Origin of the sequence: Streptomyces albofaciens JCM 4342, from assembly GCF_008634025.1 — a bacterium.
Lineage (GTDB): Bacteria > Actinomycetota > Actinomycetes > Streptomycetales > Streptomycetaceae > Streptomyces > Streptomyces albofaciens.
On the sequence record NZ_PDCM01000002.1, the window covers coordinates 3,607,874 to 3,624,189 of the forward strand.

Consider the following 16,316-nt stretch of genomic DNA (forward strand, 5'->3'; position numbering starts at 1 on the left):
GTCTCAGCCGCCGCCCTTCGGGGTGGCGGCTGAGACGTTCCCGGGGACGGCGCGCCGCGGGGCTTCCTCGTGCGGGGGCGGGGATGGGGGCCCGGGCGGGGACGTGGTGGGTTCGAAGTCGGTCATCAGGCCGCCGGAGGAGGCACGCAGTTCCGACCAGCGGGCGCTGCGGGTGCTGGCGTCGTGCCAGGGGCGCCCGCCGTCCGGCCCGGCCTGGTCGCCGTCGGGTACGTGGTCGTACGGTCTCCGGCCGGCCGGGGTACGGCGGCGGGCGTGCCGGGCGTGGTGGCGAGGCCGGGGGCGGGGGCGGTGTCGCACCGAACGGGAGACCGTACGCGTCAGCACCCTCCAGCCGAAGCGGCAGGCGGCCCACGACCCTCGTCCGGCGGCACGGGTGAGGCGTTTCACAGCGCGCCCGGCCCGTACGCGGAGCTTCACGCGCGGCCGTGGCGCGGGCTTCGGGGGGCGGGGTACGCCGCGCAGCCACCAGAAGCGGGCGACGAGCGCACCCGGGACGCCGATGAGCAGGGCCCAGCCGAGCGCCGCCAGCCCCGTCTGCCACCAGCTGGGCCCGAAGCGGGCCAGCGCAGCGCTGCCCAGCGCGCCGCCCGCGAGCCCGGCGAGCACCGCCGAGACCACACCGCAGCCGAGCGCCGCGAGCCCGGCGGCGGCGGCCGTCTCGCGCCAGCCGGTCCACTCGGCCCCGGCCGGGGGCGCGGGGGGCGGGTGTGCGGCGTCCCGGCGCGCGGCGGCCGCGTACGACTTCGCGGGGAGCGCCGCGTAGCGGGCCAGCGCCAGCCCGGCGGCGAGCGGTACGGCCGCGGTCAGCCAGTAGAGCGGCCCGGTGACGTCCGGCTCCGGGAACATGCCGAACAGCGGGAAGTGCGGCAGGTCCGGATGCCCGCCGGCGCCGAGCGGCCCGACCGTGCTGCCCGCGCCGAGCGTGAAGCCGGGGCCGAGCCCGTACGCCAGCCCCCAGACGACGGTGTTCGGCAGCAGGACGAGGCTGAGCAGCGCCACGGTGCACCGGCCCGTCCAGTCGTGGGTGAGGCCGAGGAAACCGTCCCGGACCGCCGGCGCGTGCCAGCCCAGCGCGAGGAGCGCCAGCAGCGCGCCGCAGAGCAGCAGCACCAGGGTGCCCGCGGTGGCGGCGCGCAGCGCGGTGACGCCGCGCCACCCCTCCAGTGCGGCACACAGGCCGGGCGGCAGCCGGTCGTAAAGGCGCTGCACCCGGTCCGGCAGCGGCACGAAGGCGGCACGTCCGACGCTGTGCCAGGCCGCCACGGCGGCGGTCAGGAGCGCGACCACCGGTACGTACAGCAGGGCGCTGAGCGGTTCGACGTACAGCGGGCCTTCGGAGGCGTACAGCAGGGCGGCACCCGTGACGGACAGGTAGCCCGCCAGGAACCAGCCGAGGAGGAGGCGCGGGGTGGGCTCCGGGTCGAAGGCGTCGGGGTGGAGCAGGCCGGGAAGAGGGGCGGCCGGGGGGCTCGGCAGGGCCGGTGGGACCGTTTCGAGGATGTGGCGGCCCGTCCGGTACAGCAGCCATACGGGCAGGGCCATCAGGAGCAACGGCGTCACGGCGACGGGCGACTCGGCGCCGGACGCGGTCGCGGACCGTACGAGATCGCTGCCGTGGGCGAGGAACCACAGGTCGGCGGCGAGGTGCAGGGCCCGGGACGGGTTGGTGTCCGGGTACGGGGACGCCACCCACAGCAGCAGCACCACGACGGCGAACGCCCCGAGCCCGAGCCCGGCGGCCAGCACGCCGCCGACGAAGGCGGTACCGAGCGCGGAGGACCGCTGGGCGGAGGCGCGGCCGCGCGTCGACAACGTGGGTCCGCGGTCGGTCAATTGGCTCACACCGCCATGCTGCCAACAACACACGTTTCCGCCATGGAGCGGGCAATTGCCGGACGTGTCGCTCAATATATGTTTATGTACGTTTTCACGCCACTGAGCCATCCGTGCCCCACCGGCACGCGCGCCCGCACGGAGAGGCCGACATGACGGAGACGGAACAGACGAAGAGGGAATGGGCGGGGACGGAACGGGCGGGGGCGGAGCAGGCGAAGACGGAACGGACGGGGACGGAGCAGACGGCCTCGGAGCGGGCGGGGACGGGGCAGACGGCCACGAGGCAGACGGCCTCGGAGCAGGCGACGACGGTCGATGCAACACCCACCGTTTCTACTGATGGCACATCAGATGCCAAGCGCGGCAACGGCCCTGATTCTGCCTCAGTTGACGTCCTCCCCACCCCCGCGACCGCCTTCGACGCCCTCTACGCGCGGCACGCCCCCGACCTGACCCGCCAGGCCATCGTGCTCACCGGTCACGCCCGGCTCTCCCAGGAGGCCGTCGAACGGTCGTTCCAGATGGCTTGGCAGCGCTGGCCCGAAGTGGCCGTGGATCCGGACCCGGCGGGCCGGGTGCGTGCCATGGTGCACGAGTACGCGCTGTCGCCCTGGCACCGGATGCGCCCCGGTCTGCGGGCCGCCCAGCGGCCGAGCCCCCAGGCACCCGCACCACCGCCCGCCGCTCCCGCGGAGCGCGCGCTGCGGGATGCAGTGCTGGCGCTGCCCACCCCGTATCGGCGGGTGCTGCTGCTGCACGACGGCCTCGGCCTGGAACTGAGCGAGACGGCCGCCGAGGTGGAGGCCAGTACGCCCGCGACGGCCGGACGGCTGATGGGCGCGCGCCAGGCCCTCGCCGAACGGCTTCCGTGGCTCGGCCTGGCGGACGCACCGCCCGCACGACAAAGAGAGATCCTGCGGGAACGGCTGGCCGGGCTGGCCCGCGCGCTGCCGGTGGCACCGCCCGCCGCCGAGGCCGTACGCAGTGGGAGCGAGCGTACGGTCAGCCGGATGACGCAGGGCGCGTTCGGGCTCACCGCCCTCATCGCGGTGGCGACCACCTTCACGCTCGCCCAGGAAGCGGGCACCCTCCCCACCCGGCCGGAGGCCGGTCCCCCGGCCGCGTCCGCCTCCGCCGCGCCCGGGGCGGCCGCCAAGGCGGCCCGTGAGCGGCACGGAGGACACGCCCGCGCGCAGCAGGCCAAGGCGGGCGGAGCCGCGAAGCGGAAGGTCGTACGGGTCGGCCACCTCATCCCGGAAGCGCGTTAGCCGTGTTGTCCCGGGTCGTCGCATCCTTGCCGCGCGCCCCATGCAATCGCACCCCTGCCGCGCGCCCCGTGTAGTCGCATCCCCGCCGCGCGCCCCCTTGCACACGAACGGGCGCGGGCCCGTACCCCAAGCGGAGTACGGGCCCGCGCCCTGCGCGTGGTGCGATCAGCCGACGAGGATCTCGCGCGCCAGGCGCGCGGTCTCCGACGGGGTCTTGCCGACCTTGACGCCGGCGGCCTCCAGGGCCTCCTTCTTCGCCTGGGCGGTGCCGGAGGAGCCGGAGACGATGGCGCCGGCGTGGCCCATGGTCTTGCCCTCGGGCGCGGTGAAGCCCGCGACGTAGCCGACGACCGGCTTGGTGACGTTGGCCTTGATGAAGTCGGCCGCACGCTCCTCGGCGTCGCCGCCGATCTCACCGATCATGACGATCAGCTCGGTCTCCGGGTCGGCCTCGAAGGCCTCCAGGGCATCGATGTGGGTGGTGCCGATGATCGGGTCGCCACCGATGCCGACGGCCGAGGTGAAGCCGATGTCGCGCAGCTCGTACATCATCTGGTAGGTCAGCGTGCCGGACTTCGACACCAGACCGATCTTGCCGGGCTTGGTGATGTCGCCCGGGATGATGCCGGCGTTGGACTGGCCGGGGGTGATCAGGCCGGGGCAGTTCGGGCCGATGATGCGGGTCTTGTTGCCCTTGCTCGACGCGTACGCCCAGAAGGCGGCCGAGTCGTGCACGGCGATGCCCTCGGTGATCACGACGGCCAGGCCGATCTCGGCGTCGATCGCCTCGACGACGGCGGCCTTGGCGAACTTCGGCGGCACGAAGATGACGGACACGTCGGCGCCGGTCTTCTCCATCGCCTCGGCGACGGAGCCGAAGACGGGCACGGAGGTCCCGTCGAAGTCGACCTCGGTGCCGGCCTTGCGCGGGTTCACGCCGCCGACGATGTTGGTGCCGTCGCCCAGCATGAGCTTGGTGTGCTTCATGCCCGTGGCACCGGTCATGCCCTGGACGATGACCTTGCTGTCCTTGGTGAGGAAGATAGCCATGGTGGTCTGAGTCCCTCTATCCCTTACTTCGCGGCCGCGGCGAGCTCGGCGGCCTTGTCGGCCGCGCCATCCATGGTGTCCACACGCTGGACCAGCGGGTGGTTGGCGTCGCTCAGGATCTTGCGCCCAAGCTCCGCGTTGTTGCCGTCCAGGCGGACGACCAGCGGCTTGGTGACGTCCTCGCCCTTGGACTTGAGCAGCTCCAGGGCCTGCACGATGCCGTTGGCGACCTCGTCGCAGGCGGTGATGCCACCGAAGACGTTGACGAACACGGACTTGACGTCCGGGTCGCCGAGGATGATCTCCAGGCCGTTCGCCATGACCTCGGCGGAGGCGCCGCCGCCGATGTCGAGGAAGTTGGCGGGCTTGACGTTGTCGTGCTTCTCACCGGCGTACGCGACGACGTCGAGGGTGCTCATGACGAGACCCGCGCCGTTGCCGATGATGCCGACCTGGCCGTCGAGCTTGACGTAGTTCAGGCCCTTGGCCTTGGCGGCGGCCTCCAGCGGGTTGGCCGCGGCCTTGTCCTCCAGGGCCTCGTGCTCGGGCTGGCGGAAGTCGGCGTTCTCGTCGAGCGAGACCTTGCCGTCCAGGGCCAGGATGTCGCCGGAGGCGACCTTGGCCAGCGGGTTGACCTCGACCAGGAGCGCGTCCTCGGCGATGAAGGTCTTCCACAGCGTGACCAGCACGTCCGCGACCTTGTCGGCGACCTCGGCCGGGAACTTCGCGGCCTCGACGATCTCGCGCGCCTTCTCCGGGGTCACACCCTCGTTGGCGTCGATCGGGGTCTTGGCGACGGCCTCGGGGCGGGTGGCCGCGACCTCCTCGATCTCCATGCCGCCCTCGACGGACGCGATGGAGAGGAAGGTGCGGTTGGTGCGGTCCAGGAGGAAGGAGACGTAGTACTCCTCCACGATCTCCGGAGCCGTCTCGGCGATCATCACCTTGTGGACCGTGTGGCCCTTGATGTCCATGCCGAGGATGTTGGTCGCGTGCTCGACGGCCTCGTCCTCGGAGGCGGCCAGCTTCACGCCGCCGGCCTTGCCGCGGCCGCCGACCTTCACCTGCGCCTTGACGACGGACTTGCCGCCGAGGCGCTCGGTCGCCGCGCGTGCCGCCTCAGGCGTGTCGATGACTTCACCGGCCAGCACCGGTACACCGTGCTTGGCGAAGAGGTCCCTCGCCTGGTACTCGAACAGGTCCACGCGCGTCCGTCCCTTGTCTACTCAGAATCGCCGTAGTGATCGCGGTTCGTTGTCTGCATGGGCGTGCCGCGATGGGCAACGTGACTGCTCTGTCACTGAGGGAGGCGTACACGGTGGCCGGTACGCGGCATGTCCGTCTCGCAGGTTATCCCCGCAGGACCGGCCGCCCTAAATCGCAGATCACACTGCGGCGGTGATAACAGTCACAGAGAGAACGGTCACAGTTCACGGACAGGTACCGGCGGGTGGAGGCGGGCTTGCCGGGGCCCGCGTCCACCCGCCGCACAGCACGGAGCCGGGCGGCCCCTTCCCCACGAGGAGCCGCCCGGCGATCCGCTCACCATCCGCCGATGGGGAGCGGGGGAATGTGCGGTGTCAGAGCCCCTGTACCGGCAGGGCCTGGAGGGACGGGAGAGCCGGGAGGGACGGGACGGCCGGGATGTTGGCGGGGCTGGTCAGGTCTACGGGCGAGGTGGAGGTGGTGGGCAGGGCGGGCGTGGTGGGCAGAGCGGGCGTGGTGGGCAGGGTCCGGCTCGGGAGTACGTCCCGGAGGCCGGAGGCCGCGTTGCCCGCGAGGCCGGTGGCGTCCGTGCGCACCGTGCCGGCGACGGCCTGCGCGAAGGGGGTGGCGTCCGTGGCCACGCCCTGGACGAAGAACTGCGCACCGCCGGCGAAGCGCTGCGCGAACGGGGTCGCCTGGCCGGTCACGTCAGCGCCGAGCCGGCCGGCGCCGCCGACCGCGCCCTGGGCGACCGGCACGGTCTTGCCGACCGCGCGCTGGGCGGTGCCGGTGAGGTCGGCGTCCTTGACCACCTCGGTGACCTTGCCGAGTTCGGTGGCCTTGTCCAGCTTGGTGACCTTGCCCAGCTTGGTGGCCTGGTCCAGGTCGGCCGGCTTGGTGGCCTTGGCGACGTTGATGACCTTGGTGACCTTGGTGAGGTCGCCGGCCGCGGGGAGCTTCGGAGTGGCGGGCAGGTCCTGGCTGGGCAGGTCCTGGGCGTTCAGGTTCTGGGTGTTGAGGTTCTGGGTGTTGAGGTTCTGGGTGTGGACGTCGCCACCGGTGACCCTGGTGACCTGGCCGGTCACGCCGTGCACGGTCTTCTTCACGACACCGGCCGTGTCACCGGCCACGTCACCGGCCGGGAGCTTGCCCCGCACCGAGTCGGTGACCGTGTCGGTGACGTGGTGGGTGACCGCCCCGGCGGCCGGCAGGCCGGCGGTGCCGGGCAGGTCGGCCGCGTTGGCGGTGACGGAGCCCAGGGCCCACAGGCCGGAAGCGGCGGCGGCTACGGCGATGGAACGACGGATGTGCGTACGCATGATGAGCAGACTTCCTTCGAATTCAGGGGGTTCGACGGGCAGACCTGTCCCGCCCCCGCGCGGCAGGTCCTGCGCAGACGCGACGTCTGCGGACGGGGAACTCGGACGCCGGAGGTCCGAAGGTCTGCCCTAGCCCGGGAATTCGAGGATGTCCGCGGCACGCTGCCGCGTCGGCGGCTCCGCGGCCGCGCGGACGCCTCCGGGCACCAGCCCGAAGTGCGCGGGATGTGCCGGTACGGCGGCGAAGTGGTCACCGCCGCGCGGGCCGTGGCCGTCACCGGCGGTGTGCGAGGCCGCCGAGGCGGGCCCCTGCGGAAGCTGGCCGGGGAGGCCGCCGTGGCCCTGGCCCGGCTGCCGGTCGGAAACCGATCCGGCGCGCTGCGCGGTACGGGGCGACGCGTCACCGAGGCCGTGCACGCTCACCGAAGTGGGCGCGCAGCCAGCGGACTTGGCGCTCGCGGCTGCCTGCGCGTCGCCGGTGCCGGCGTGGTGCGGTCCGGTGCCGTGCCGCGGCCCGGATGCCTGGCCCGGCTGCTCGCCGTGCCCGTCACGTCCGTCATGCCCGTCACCGTGGCCGTTGTCGCCGTCGTGATCACCGTTGCCGTCGGCGCCGGGGAGCAGGTCGGGCAGCCGTACGGGCAGGTCTGCGGGGAGGTGTACGGGGCGCGAGGCCGCGTCCCCGGCGCGGTGCACCTCGCGCACCGCGTCCCGTACCGGTTCGGTGACCGGCCGGGTGGCCTGCTCGGTGACCGGCCGGGTGATGCGCTCGGTGACCGGTTCGGCCTGCTCGGCCTGCTCGGCGCCGGTTTCGACGGCCGTTCCGGTCCGCTCGGTGACGGGCCGCACGGCCGCGCCAGCCGGACGCACGGCCTGGTCTGCGGGAGTCCCGGCCGCCTTCGGCTCGTCCTGCACCGCCGGACCGAGCCGCGGGTCGGGGCCCGCCGTACGGTCCGCCGCCTGCGCACCGCCACCGAACGCGAACCCGAGCGCCACGAACCCCGCCAGGAAGAGCCCCGCCAGCAGCGCACGCCGCACCACCACACTGCGCGACAGGCGCGCGGCGGCGGGAAGAGCGGTCACGGCAGACACGAGGAGATCCTTTACGGCGGAACGTGGCGACGGGGAGGGTGACTTGAGCAGGGACGCAGCCGATACGGCTGACGCAGCGGATACGTCGGGTACGGCGGACGCCGCGAAGGCGGCGAACGCAGTGCACGCACGGCGCCGGAAGCCGTGCGGTCCCGGAGAACCGGCGGCACGCGCCTCGCGGTGGCCGAGCGGTGCCCTGATCCTTGCACGACGGACCAGGGGCCCCGCAAGCCCCGCGGGGCTCTCATCACCGTTACCCCGCCATGTCCGGTATCGGCAGCGGGCGCTTTTCGATCGCGGCCGCCATCACCTCGGGGAAGAGGTCCGGCGTGCAGGCGAACGCCGGTGCGCCGAGGGCCGCGAGGGCCGCCGCGTGCTCCCGGTCGTAGGCGGGCGCCCCCTCGTCGGACAGCGCGAGCAGTGCCACGAACTGCACCCCGGACGCCTTCATCGCCGCGACGCGTTTGAGCATCTCGTCGCGTATGCCGCCTTCGTAGAGGTCGCTGATCAGTACGACGACGGTGTCGGCGGGCCGGGTGATCTGCGACTGGCAGTACGCCAGCGCGCGGTTGATGTCCGTACCGCCGCCGAGCTGGGTGCCGAAGAGCACATCGACCGGGTCGTCCAGTTCGTCCGTCAGGTCGGCCACCGCGGTGTCGAAGACGACCAGCCGGGTCGCGATGGCGCGCATGGACGCCAGCACCGCCCCGAACACGGAGGCGTAGACGACGGAGGCCGCCATCGACCCGGACTGGTCGATGCAGAGCACCACGTCCTTCTTGACCGACTGCGCGGCCCGTCCGTATCCGATCAGCCGCTCGGGCACGACCGTGCGGTGCTCGGGCAGGTAGTTCTTGAGGTTCGCGCGGATGGTGCGGTCCCAGTCGATGTCCCGGTGCCGGGGGCGGCTGACACGCGCCGACCGGTCCAGGGCGCCGGTGAGCGTGGCGCGCGTACGGGACGAGAGCCGCTTCTCCAGCTGCTCGACGACCTTGCGCACCACGGCCCGCGCGGTCTCCTTCGTCGTCTCGGGCATGACTTTGTTGAGCGACAGCAGCGTCCCCACCAGGTGCACGTCCGCCTCCACGGCCTCCAGCATCTCCGGCTCCAGCAGCAGCGCGGACAGCCCGAGCCGGTCGATCGCGTCGCGCTGCATGACCTGGACGACGGAGGTGGGGAAGTACGTACGGATGTCGCCCAGCCAGCGGGCCACGTTCGGCGCCGAGGCGCCCAGGCCCGCCGTGCGCGAGCCCCCGTCGTCCGCCGCGCCCGGCCGTCGGCCCCCGTAGAGGGCGCTGAGCGCCCCGTCCATGGCGGCGTCCTGTCCGCGCAGCTCACAGCCGGTACCGTCGGCGCCGTCCCCGCCCAGTACCAGCCGCCACCGCCGCAGCCGCTCCTGTGTCCCGCTCATCCGGCCACCCCCGTACGCTCTCCCGGCCGTCCGCCGGTGCTTTCCCCGCCGTCTTCCGGGAGGCCCAGCAGGACGCGCAGGGTGGGCAGCACGGCTGCCGCCCGGTCGCGGTCCAGGCCGGGGCCGAAGCCCGCTATCGCGGCCTGCTGTTCGCCACGCGCGGTGGCGGTCCCGGTGGCACCGGCCGGTCCGCGGCGCACCAACTCGCCCAGCGTGCGCCGCACTCCGGCGTCGTACTCCGCGAACGTACGCCGCAGCAGCGGGAGTACGTCCGTGAACGCGTCCGCCGGCACGTCCGCCAGCCAGCCGTCCACCAGGGCGAGCAGCCGCTCGTCGTGCACCAGCAGCAGTCCGCCCGCGTCGCCGCCCGCGAACCCCTCGATCCAGCCCGCCGCTTCGGCCGGCGGGGTCCCCGTCGACAGGGCCAGCCCCATCAGGCGCTCCGCCTCCTCGGGGGCCAGCCGCCCGTCGTCGAGCAGCAGCCGGACCGCCCGCCCCCGCAGGAGGCCGGGCACCGGTTCCCGCTCGGCCAGCTTTTTCAGCACCCCCGCCCAGCGCTCCCGCAGTCCGCCGGGGCGGCCTGCCGGGCCCTCGTCCAGGAGGCCCACCGCGTGGTGTGTCGCGTCCAGGTGGTTGCGCATGTCCGCGGCGCCGTCCGCGTCCAGGCCCGTACAGGCCGGGGGCAGGCCGACGAAGACCCGCTCGGCCAGTCCGGTGGCCACCTCGCCGAGTGCGGCGGCGTCCGTGCCGCGCACGTCGCCGTAGCGGACGGAGCGCACCAGCGCGGGCAGCGCCTGGGCGAGGTGCCCGACGTCCGCGTCCAGCGCGGCGCGGTCCGTCAGGACCCGCATGACCACGGGGAGCGCGTCCGGGAGCGCGGCGAGCAGGCAGCGCTCGGCCAGCGCCGTCACGTCCGCGAGAGTCGAGGTCGCCACGGCGTCGGACTCCGCCTTGGCCGTCGCGGCGGCCGCCACGGTCGTGCCCCATATGCCGGCTTCGGCGGCCCGTACGGTCAGTTCCGGCTCCCACCGCAGCCGCCAGCTCTCCCGGAAGGTGCCGGTGCTCGCCCGGGTCCGGGCGGGCTCGCCCCACGGCACGCCGAGCAGCCGCAGCCGGTGCAGCAGCCGGCTGCGCCCGGCGTCCGTCTCCTTGCGCAGGTCGAGGTCCAGCTCCCGCTCCGCCGCCTCCGGTTTGAGGCGCAGTGACCGCTGGCTGCGGGCGATGTCGCGCTGGAGCGGTACCGCCGGAGCGCTGTCCGGCACCTCTCCGAGTACGTCGCCCACGACCAGGCGGTCGTGGATCAGGGCGGACGGCGCGTCGGACCCTTCGCCGAGCACCGCGCGCACCGCGTCGCCCGCCTCGGCCAGCCCGGGCAGCGGACGGCCGCGCAGCACGGCTAGCGCGTCGGCGAGGCGTACGGCCTCGATGACGTGCGCCGAGGAGACGGCGTAGTCCTCCTCGCGCAGCAGACCGGCGACCTTCGTCATCCAGCGCTCGATGGGGCGGTCCGGCGCGCTGAAGAGGTGGCCGTACCAGCCGGGGGAGGAGATGCCCGCGCCGTAGCCGCTGCGGCGCGACAGCCTGCGGTGGGTCCAGGGCACCCAGGTCACCTCGGGCTTCACCTTGGGGAGGCCCTTGAGGAGCTGCCGGTCGGCGGTCACCGTCGTCCGCCGGGCCAGCGCCGGGACGTGCCACGCCCCGCACACGACCGCGACGCCGTCCCCGAACTCCCGGCGCGCGTCGCGCAGCCGCAGCCGCATGTGGGCCTCGCGCACCAGGTCGCGGTCGTGGCCGCCGACGCCGTACACCTCCCGCAGCGCGGTCATCGCCTCGGCCAGCGCCTCGAACGGGGCGAGCGGGTCCGACCCCGCCGGTCCGCTCGCGGAGTCGCCCGCGCCCTCCCGCCGGTGTCCGGGGGCGCGGTGCTCGATCACGTCCTCCCACCAGCGCTCGGGGTCGTCGTACCCGGCGGCCTCGGCGAGCACCGCGACCGGATCGATCCGCGCCTCCTCCGCGCGGTCGGGGACTGCCGTACGGTCGGTGTCTGCCGCGCGGTCGGGGGCTACCGTACGGTCGGTGTCCGCCCCACGGTCAGGGGTGTCGGACTCCTCCCGGGCACGGCTCGCCGCGTCCCGGCCGCCCCCGCCTCCGGCTCCCTCCTCGCCCTCCCTCTCGTCGTCCCCTTCGCCCTCCCTCTCGTCATCCCCTTCGCCCTCCCCCAGCGCCAGGGAATGCGCCGCCGGCAGGTCGATGAAGCGCACCGGTACCTCGTGGGCCAGGGCCCACCGGATCGCCACCCACTCCGGGGAGAACTCGGCCAGCGGCCAGAACGCCGCCCGTCCCGGGTCGGTGGGCACATGGGCGAGCAGTGCGACCGGCGGGCGCATCGCCTCGTCGGCGGCCAGGGCCACCAGCGCGTCCGCCTCCGGCGGGCCCTCGATCAGCACCGCAGGGGGCTCGTAACGCTCCAGCACGGCCCGCACCGCACGGGCCGAGCCCGGGCCGTGGTGCCGCACTCCCAGCAGCAGCGGCTGCTCCCGGCCGGTCATGCGCCGGCCTCGCGGCAGGCGCGGTAGAAGTCCTTCCAGCCGTCGCGCTCGCGCACCACGGTTTCGAGGTACTCCTGCCAGACGACCCGGTCCGCGGACGGGTCGCGTATCACGGCACCCAGGATGCCCGCGGCCACGTCCCCGGACCGCAGCACGCCGTCACCGAAGTGGGTGGCCAGCGCCAGCCCGTTGGTGACCACGGAGATGGCCTCGGCCGTGGACAGCGTGCCCGAAGGGGACTTGAGCTTGGTCCGTCCGTCGGTGGTGACGCCGTCGCGCAGCTCCCGGAAGACCGTGACGACCCGGCGGATCTCGTCCGTCCCGGCGGGCGCCGGCGGCAGGTCCAGGGAGCGGCCGATCTGCTCGACGCGCCGGGAGACGATGTCCACCTCCTCCTCGGGCGTCGCGGGCAGCGGCAGGACGACCGTGTTGAAGCGGCGGCGCAGCGCGCTGGAGAGTTCGTTCACCCCCCGGTCGCGGTCGTTGGCCGTGGCGATCAGGTTGAAGCCGCGCACCGCCTGGACCTCCTGCCCCAACTCCGGGACGGGGAGGGTTTTCTCGGACAGGACCGTGATGAGCGTGTCCTGCACGTCGGCGGGGATGCGGGTCAGCTCTTCCACGCGCGCGGTCATGCCCTGCGCCATCGCCCGCATGACCGGGCTGGGCACCAGCGCGTCCCGGCTGGGGCCGTGGGCGAGCAGTTGCGCGTAGTTCCAGCCGTAGCGGATGGCTTCCTCCGGGGTGCCGGCGGTGCCCTGCACGAGCAGGGTCGAGTCGCCGCTGACGGCCGCCGCCAGGTGCTCGGACACCCAGGTCTTGGCCGTGCCGGGCACGCCGAGCAGCAGCAGCGCGCGGTCGGTCGCGAGGGTCGTCACCGCCACCTCCACGATCCGGCGCGGGCCCACGTACTTGGGCGTGATGAGTGTGCCGTCCGGCAGGGTGCCGCCCAGCAGATATGTCGCCACCGCCCACGGCGACAGCCGCCAGCGCTCCGGGCGCGGCCGGTCGTCGGCCGCCGCGAGCGCCTTCAGCTCCTCCGCGAACGCGTCCTCCGCATGCGGGCGCAGGGCCTGCGCGGAGTCGTCGGCCCCGGTGCCGCCGATGACGTCCCCGGTGTGGTTCTCGGACATGGTTCCCCCTCGTCGCACGGTCTGCGGCCGGCACCCCGCCACTCGCCGGCCGCTTGCGTGGACAACCCTGCACCACCCCACTGACAATCACCCCGCGCGGCGGTGTTTGCGCTGGTCAGGACGATTGTCAGTGGGGGCTCGTAACGTTCGGTGCATGAATCCGCAGGGGGAACGCTGGACGTCGGATCACGTGCTCGCGCTCGCGCCCGACGCACCGTCACGCAAGGCGGGGAGCAGGCTCGCGACGCCGGGCTCCTGGCCGGAGACCGGCACACGGGGCAGCGCGGTGTGGGGCCTGTGCAAGGGCAGCGGCAGCAAGCCGTACCAAACCGTCGTGGACACCGCCGGACCGGCTTTCAAGTGCAGTTGTCCGAGCCGCAAGTTCCCGTGCAAGCACGCACTGGGCCTGCTGCTCATGTGGGCGGGAGAGGACGGGGCCGTCGGCGGGGGCGAGCCTCCCGCGTGGGTGGCGGAATGGCTCACCGCCCGTCAGCAGCGGGCGGAGAAGAAATCGACTGGAGCGACCAACGGCGTTCCGGATGACGGCAGTTCGGGAGGGTCGGCGTCCGCCGCGCAGCAGGATGCCGCCCGGCGGCGGGCCGCGCTGCGCGTGCAGCGGATCGCCGCCGGGGCCACCGAGCTGGAACAGCGCCTGGAGGATCTGCTCCGCTCCGGCCTGGCCACCGCCGACCGCGCGGGGTACGGCACCTGGGACGAGACGGCGGCCCGCATGGTGGACGCCCAGGCGCCCGGCCTCGCCTCGCGCGTACGGGAGTTGGGGCCGATGGCGGCCTCCGGGCCGGACTGGCCGTCCCGGCTGCTCGCGGAGTGCTCCCTCATCCACCTCCTCGACCAGGCGTTCCTGGGCGTGGAACGCCTGTCGCCCGCCCTGGCCGCCACGGTCCGCACCCGCGTCGGGCTCACCACCGACGCGGCGGACGTGCTCGCCGCGCCGGACACCGCGACCGTCCGCGACCGCTGGCTGGTGCTCGCCCAGCAGGACACCGAGGAAGGGATGCTGACCAGCAGGCGCATATGGCTGCGCGGCGAGCGGACCGGGCGCATGGCACTGCACCTCTCCTTCGGCGGGCGGGACCGGCCGCTGGACCTCTCCCTGCCGAGAGGCCTCGTCCTGGACGCCGACCTCGCCTACTACCCGGGCGCCTGCCCGCTGCGCGTCGTCCTGGGCACCCGGCACACCGGCCCCGTCCCGGCCGGTGGGCCACCGCCCGGCGGCGGCACCGACGCCGCGCTCGCCGCGTACGGTCACGCGCTGCGCGACGACCCCTGGCTCGACGCCTGGCCGGTGGTTCTGACCGATGTCCTACCGATATCGGGAAGCGGCGGGGAGCCCTGGCAACTGGCCGACGCCGACGGGGAATCGGCCCTGCCCGTGGACCCGCGCTGTACGGGGCGGGCGGGCCTGTGGCGCCTGGCCGCGATATCCGGCGGCGAGCCGGTCACGGTCTTCGGCGAATGCGGCCACCGGGGTTTCGTACCACTGACCACCTGGGATCCGGAACCGGTCGCACTGTGAGGCGGCGGCCGCGACCGGCCCTCACCCACCGGCATCACCACCACCCGCCCACCCGTCCGATCACAGCCCGGGGGACAACCATGATCGACGAAACCACCGCCACCACCTGGGACGACCTGGTCAGCGCAGCACTGCTCGGTACGGAACGCCGTACGCCGCCGGTCACCGGCCGGACCGGCCAGAGCGCCGCGGGGGCGCTGCTGGACGCGGCCGCCGTGAGCACGGTCCGGCGCCGGGCCGCGCTGCGCCCCGCGCCCGCCCGTGAGCGCCCCGTGCCGGCCCCGTCCGACCCGCGTCCGCCGCTGCCGCCGGCCGCGCGGCGCAGACTCGGCCTGTTGCTCGCCGACCGCAACGGCACCGCCGGCGGCCACCGCCGCGGCACGGCCCCCGACCTGACCGAGCTGCTCCCGCAGTGGCTCACCGCCGCGACCGAGTACGGCTACCGCGCCCCCGAGGCGCTGCTGCCCGCGCTGCTCGATGCGGCCCGCGCGCGTACGGACCTGCGCGCCGCGGCCCTCGGCTTCGCCGGCCCGCGCGCGCTGTGGCTGGCCCGGCTGAACGACGAGTGGAAGTTCGCGCTGCGCGGCGTCGGGAGCACGGCCGCGCTGCCCGGCCCGGACGATCCGGAGGCCGTGCGCGCCCTGTGGGAGGAGGGCCTGTTCGCGGAGCGGGTCTCCCTGCTCGCGTCGCTGCGCCGTCGCGATCCGGCGGCCGGCCGCGCCCTGCTGGCCGGCACCTGGAGCAGCGAACGGGCCGAGGACCGGCTGATGTTCCTCGACTCGCTGCGCGAGGGCCTGACGGTGGCCGACGAGCCCTTCCTGGAGCAGGCGCTGTCCGACCGCAGCCGTAACGTCCGGGGCACCGCCGCCGAGCTGCTGTCGGCCCTGCCCGGCACCGCGCTCGCCGGGCGGATGGCGGACCGCGCCCGGGCCTGCGTCACCTTGGCGCGCGTCGAGGGCGGCGCGCGCGACCGCGCTGCCCGCACCGCCGACGCGAGCGCCTGGACCCTCGTCGTCGAAGCGCCGCACGAGTGCGACGCGGCGATGCAGCGGGACGGAGTGGTCCTCCGGCCGCCGACCGGGCGCGGGCGGCGTGCCTGGTGGCTGAGCCAGCTGCTGGAGGCCGCGCCGCTGGACTGCTGGCCCGCGTGGCTGGGCGGCCGGGAACCGGCGGCGATCGTGGCCCTGCCGGTGGCCGACGGCTGGCGTACCGAGCTGCACGACGCCTGGTGCCGCGCCGCCGTCCGCCAGCGGGACGCGGCCTGGGCCCGGGCCCTCCTCGGGCCTCCGGGCGCCGCCCAGCCCGGCACGGGAGCGGATTCGCACGCGTACGGAACGGGCCCGGTCGCGCCGGGCACCACCGGCCCGGCTGCCAACGCCACCCCGGCCGGCAGCACCCCGGCAAGTAGCGCCACCCCGGCCACCGCCCCGGCCGGCACCGCCCCGGCCGGCGGCGCCGCCCCGGACAGCCCGGGCGGTTCGTCGCGCGACCTGGCGCGGCTGCTGACGGTGCTGCCCGAGGACGAACGGGCGCGATGGGTCGCGGAATTCATAGCGGCCCACGGCCTGTCCGACGCGTTCCGGATGCTCGGGGTGTGCGCGGTGCCGTGGTCCGAGCCGCTGGGGCGGGCGGTGGTCGACGCGCTGGACATCGCCCGGGACGCGGGCAGTTATCCGTGGAGCTTCAGCGGCGTGATGGGCCTGGCCGAGAGGTGCCTGGACCCGGCGGCGGCGGACCGGCTCGACATGCTCACCGCGACCCCGGACGAGCCCGCCGACGGCTCGCCGGGAGCGGTCGGCTACTGGTCCGAGGCGTTCCAGCGGCTGGTGGGCACGCTACGGCTGCGCGCCACGATGCGGGCGGAGCTGGCCCCGTGAGCCGCGTGGCCGCCGCGCCGGCG

Annotated in this window: 11 protein-coding genes; 3 read left to right on the plus strand and 8 right to left on the minus strand. The window is 74.4% G+C overall.

The genetic code is table 11. From position 1 onward, the window contains the following. Nucleotides 1-3: 3 nt before the first annotated feature. A complete protein-coding gene (locus CP973_RS35660) occupies nucleotides 4-1,863 on the minus strand; it encodes a cell division protein PerM (protein WP_150248218.1) in 1,860 nt (619 codons plus the stop codon). Nucleotides 1,864-2,006: 143 nt separating this feature from the next. Between CP973_RS35660 and CP973_RS35665 the strand changes: the two genes are divergently transcribed. Next, a complete protein-coding gene (locus CP973_RS35665) occupies nucleotides 2,007-3,125 on the plus strand; it encodes a SigE family RNA polymerase sigma factor (RefSeq protein ID WP_150248220.1) in 1,119 nt (372 codons plus the stop codon). 165 nt (nucleotides 3,126-3,290) lie between these two features. On the opposite strand, the gene sucD is transcribed toward CP973_RS35665, so the two are convergent. From sucD to CP973_RS35700, 7 genes are all read right to left on the minus strand, one after another. Continuing rightward, the gene (gene sucD, locus CP973_RS35670) at nucleotides 3,291-4,175 is read right to left on the minus strand and encodes a succinate--CoA ligase subunit alpha (RefSeq protein WP_060732467.1); all 885 of its coding nucleotides are present in this window, start codon (nucleotides 4,173-4,175) and stop codon (nucleotides 3,291-3,293) included. 23 nt (nucleotides 4,176-4,198) lie between these two features. Next, complete coding sequence (gene sucC / locus CP973_RS35675) at nucleotides 4,199-5,380, minus strand: ADP-forming succinate--CoA ligase subunit beta (protein ID WP_030674676.1); 1,182 nt, start codon at nucleotides 5,378-5,380, stop codon at nucleotides 4,199-4,201. A gap of 375 nt (nucleotides 5,381-5,755) precedes the next feature. Beyond that, the gene (locus CP973_RS35680; RefSeq protein WP_150248222.1) at nucleotides 5,756-6,700 is read right to left on the minus strand and encodes a hypothetical protein; all 945 of its coding nucleotides are present in this window, start codon (nucleotides 6,698-6,700) and stop codon (nucleotides 5,756-5,758) included. A 129-nt stretch (nucleotides 6,701-6,829) separates the two neighbouring features. Further along, a complete protein-coding gene (locus CP973_RS35685) occupies nucleotides 6,830-7,789 on the minus strand; it encodes a hypothetical protein (protein WP_150248224.1) in 960 nt (319 codons plus the stop codon). A 253-nt stretch (nucleotides 7,790-8,042) separates the two neighbouring features. Then, on the minus strand, nucleotides 8,043-9,200 hold the full coding sequence (locus CP973_RS35690) for a VWA domain-containing protein (protein ID WP_150248226.1): 1,158 nt from the start codon (nucleotides 9,198-9,200) through the stop codon (nucleotides 8,043-8,045). Continuing rightward, nucleotides 9,197-11,749 carry a DUF5682 family protein gene (locus CP973_RS35695; protein ID WP_150248228.1) on the minus strand — a complete coding sequence of 851 codons (2,553 nt, stop codon included), beginning with the start codon at nucleotides 11,747-11,749 and terminating at the stop codon, nucleotides 9,197-9,199. The genes CP973_RS35690 and CP973_RS35695 overlap by 4 nt, the downstream gene beginning before the upstream one ends. Then, a complete protein-coding gene (locus tag CP973_RS35700; protein WP_150248230.1) occupies nucleotides 11,746-12,879 on the minus strand; it encodes an ATP-binding protein in 1,134 nt (377 codons plus the stop codon). The genes CP973_RS35695 and CP973_RS35700 overlap by 4 nt, the downstream gene beginning before the upstream one ends. Before the next feature lie 154 nt (nucleotides 12,880-13,033). Here CP973_RS35700 and CP973_RS35705 point away from each other — a divergent pair, with 154 nt between their 5' ends. Both CP973_RS35705 and CP973_RS35710 read left to right on the plus strand, forming a co-directional pair. After that, nucleotides 13,034-14,416 (plus strand): SWIM zinc finger family protein, encoded by a 1,383-nt coding sequence (locus tag CP973_RS35705; protein WP_167538577.1) that lies wholly within the window; start codon nucleotides 13,034-13,036, stop codon nucleotides 14,414-14,416. An 80-nt stretch (nucleotides 14,417-14,496) separates the two neighbouring features. After that, entirely contained in the window at nucleotides 14,497-16,293 is a 1,797-nt protein-coding gene (locus CP973_RS35710) for a DUF5691 domain-containing protein (protein ID WP_150248232.1), read from the plus strand. Nucleotides 16,294-16,316 lie beyond the last annotated feature (23 nt).

Coding starts and splice junctions, on each gene's coding strand:
- CP973_RS35665 (WP_150248220.1), top strand. CDS start 2,007: ATGACGGAGACGGAACAGACGAAGAGGGAATGGGCGGGGACGGAACGG.
- CP973_RS35695 (WP_150248228.1), bottom strand. CDS start 11,749: ATGACCGGCCGGGAGCAGCCGCTGCTGCTGGGAGTGCGGCACCACGGC.
- CP973_RS35680 (WP_150248222.1), bottom strand. CDS start 6,700: ATGCGTACGCACATCCGTCGTTCCATCGCCGTAGCCGCCGCCGCTTCC.
- CP973_RS35690 (WP_150248226.1), bottom strand. CDS start 9,200: ATGAGCGGGACACAGGAGCGGCTGCGGCGGTGGCGGCTGGTACTGGGC.
- sucD (WP_060732467.1), bottom strand. CDS start 4,175: ATGGCTATCTTCCTCACCAAGGACAGCAAGGTCATCGTCCAGGGCATG.
- CP973_RS35710 (WP_150248232.1), top strand. CDS start 14,497: ATGATCGACGAAACCACCGCCACCACCTGGGACGACCTGGTCAGCGCA.
- CP973_RS35700 (WP_150248230.1), bottom strand. CDS start 12,879: ATGTCCGAGAACCACACCGGGGACGTCATCGGCGGCACCGGGGCCGAC.
- CP973_RS35705 (WP_167538577.1), top strand. CDS start 13,034: ATGAATCCGCAGGGGGAACGCTGGACGTCGGATCACGTGCTCGCGCTC.